Origin of the sequence: Saccharomonospora iraqiensis subsp. iraqiensis (assembly GCF_000430445.1) — a bacterium.
GTDB classification, from domain to species: domain Bacteria; phylum Actinomycetota; class Actinomycetes; order Mycobacteriales; family Pseudonocardiaceae; genus Saccharomonospora; species Saccharomonospora iraqiensis.
On record NZ_KE387134.1, the window covers coordinates 1 to 1,438 of the forward strand.

Here is a 1,438-nt window from a genome sequence, read left to right on the forward strand (position 1 = left end):
ACCCGGCGGGGCCTGTCGCTGGGTGCGGCGTGGCGGGAGTTCTGGCGGCACCCGTCGCCGTGGATCATCGGCGCCGTGTTCGCCGCGGCGCTGGCGGCGCGTCTGGTCGTCGGTGACTGGCGGCTGTCCGACGCGCTCGTGCCGGTCGCCATGCTCGCCGCGTTCCCGTTCGTCGAATGGGTGATCCACGTCTGTGTGCTGCACTGGCGTCCCCGCGAGGTGGCGGGCACCCGGATCGACCCGCTGGTGGCCCGCAAACACCGGGAGCACCACGCCGACCCGCGCGACCTGCCGCTGGTGTTCATCCCGTGGCCGGTGCTGCTGTGGCTGCTGCCCGCGCTCACCGCGGTCGCGGTGCTGGCGTTCCCCCGCCTCGGGCTCGGGCTGACGTTCCTGGCGATGACCGCCGCGATCGGCTTCGGCTACGAGTGGACCCACTACCTGATCCACAGTGACCACCGCCCGAAGACCCGGCTGTACAAGGCGGTGTGGCGCAACCACCGGCTACACCACTACAAGAACGAGCACTACTGGTTCACCGTCACCACGTCCGGCACGGCGGACCGGCTGCTGCGCACCCACCCGGACCCGGCCGACGTGCCGACCTCCCCCACCGCGAAGAACCTGCACGCCGCGAACCCGACCTGAGCCGCCGGTCGCGTCCGTTTGTGTCGTGAGGGGCACATTCGCTGCGTCCCACGCAGGGAATGTGCCCCTCACGGCACAACGGCGCGTGAGCGCTCAGTGGCCGGGGCGGGTGGCGGGGAGGCGGGTGGCCGCGGCGGCGGCGAGCAGGCAGAAGCCGAGCACCCACCAGAACGTGTCGGCGTAGGCGGCCGGGGCCTGCGCACCCCGCTCGGCGAACCTGGCGGCCAGGACCACCGACACCACGGCGGTGCCCACCGAACCGCCCACGGTGTTGAGCAGGTTGAGCGCCCCCGAGGCCCGGGCGACCAGATCCTGCCCGACCCGGCGGTACACCAGCGCCAGGACCGGCGTCCCGATCAGGGCCGCGCCGAAGCCCCGCAGCAGCAGCGACCCGGTCAGCACCGCGTCCGGGACGTGCCCGAGCCGGGTGAACGCGACCGTGCCGACCGTGACCAGGGCGAGTCCGGTCAGCACCAGGGTCCGTGCCGAAGCCCGGTCGACGAGCCTGCTGACCAGTACCGAGCCGAGCGCCGCGCCCACCCCCTGCGGGGCGAGCAGCAGCCCGGTCCCCCAGGCCGACAGGCCGCGCCCGCCCTGCAGGTACAGCGGCAGCAGGAACGTCGTGCCGAACACCGACATGCCGAGCAGCAGCAGGGACAGCGCCGCCACCCCGAACGGGGGCCGGGCGAACAGGCGCGGGTCCAGCAGCGGCGTCCGCGGGGTCGTCAGCCCGTGGGCGACGAACGCACCGAGCATCGCCGCGCCGGTCACCAGCGCGACCGGCCCCACG

The 1,438-nt window shown here is 73.9% G+C and carries 2 protein-coding genes; one reads left to right on the forward strand and one right to left on the reverse strand.

Annotated elements, in window-relative coordinates; all coding sequences use genetic code 11:
• A partial coding sequence (locus tag ACTIR_RS0119865) for a sterol desaturase family protein (protein WP_026455583.1) occupies positions 1 to 648 on the forward strand: 648 nt, incomplete at its 5' end.
• 93 nt (positions 649 to 741) lie between these two features.
• On the opposite strand, the gene ACTIR_RS24520 is transcribed toward ACTIR_RS0119865, so the two are convergent.
• Positions 742 to 1,438: MFS transporter (locus tag ACTIR_RS24520; protein WP_154663821.1), on the reverse strand; the 697-nt coding region annotated here is incomplete at its 5' end.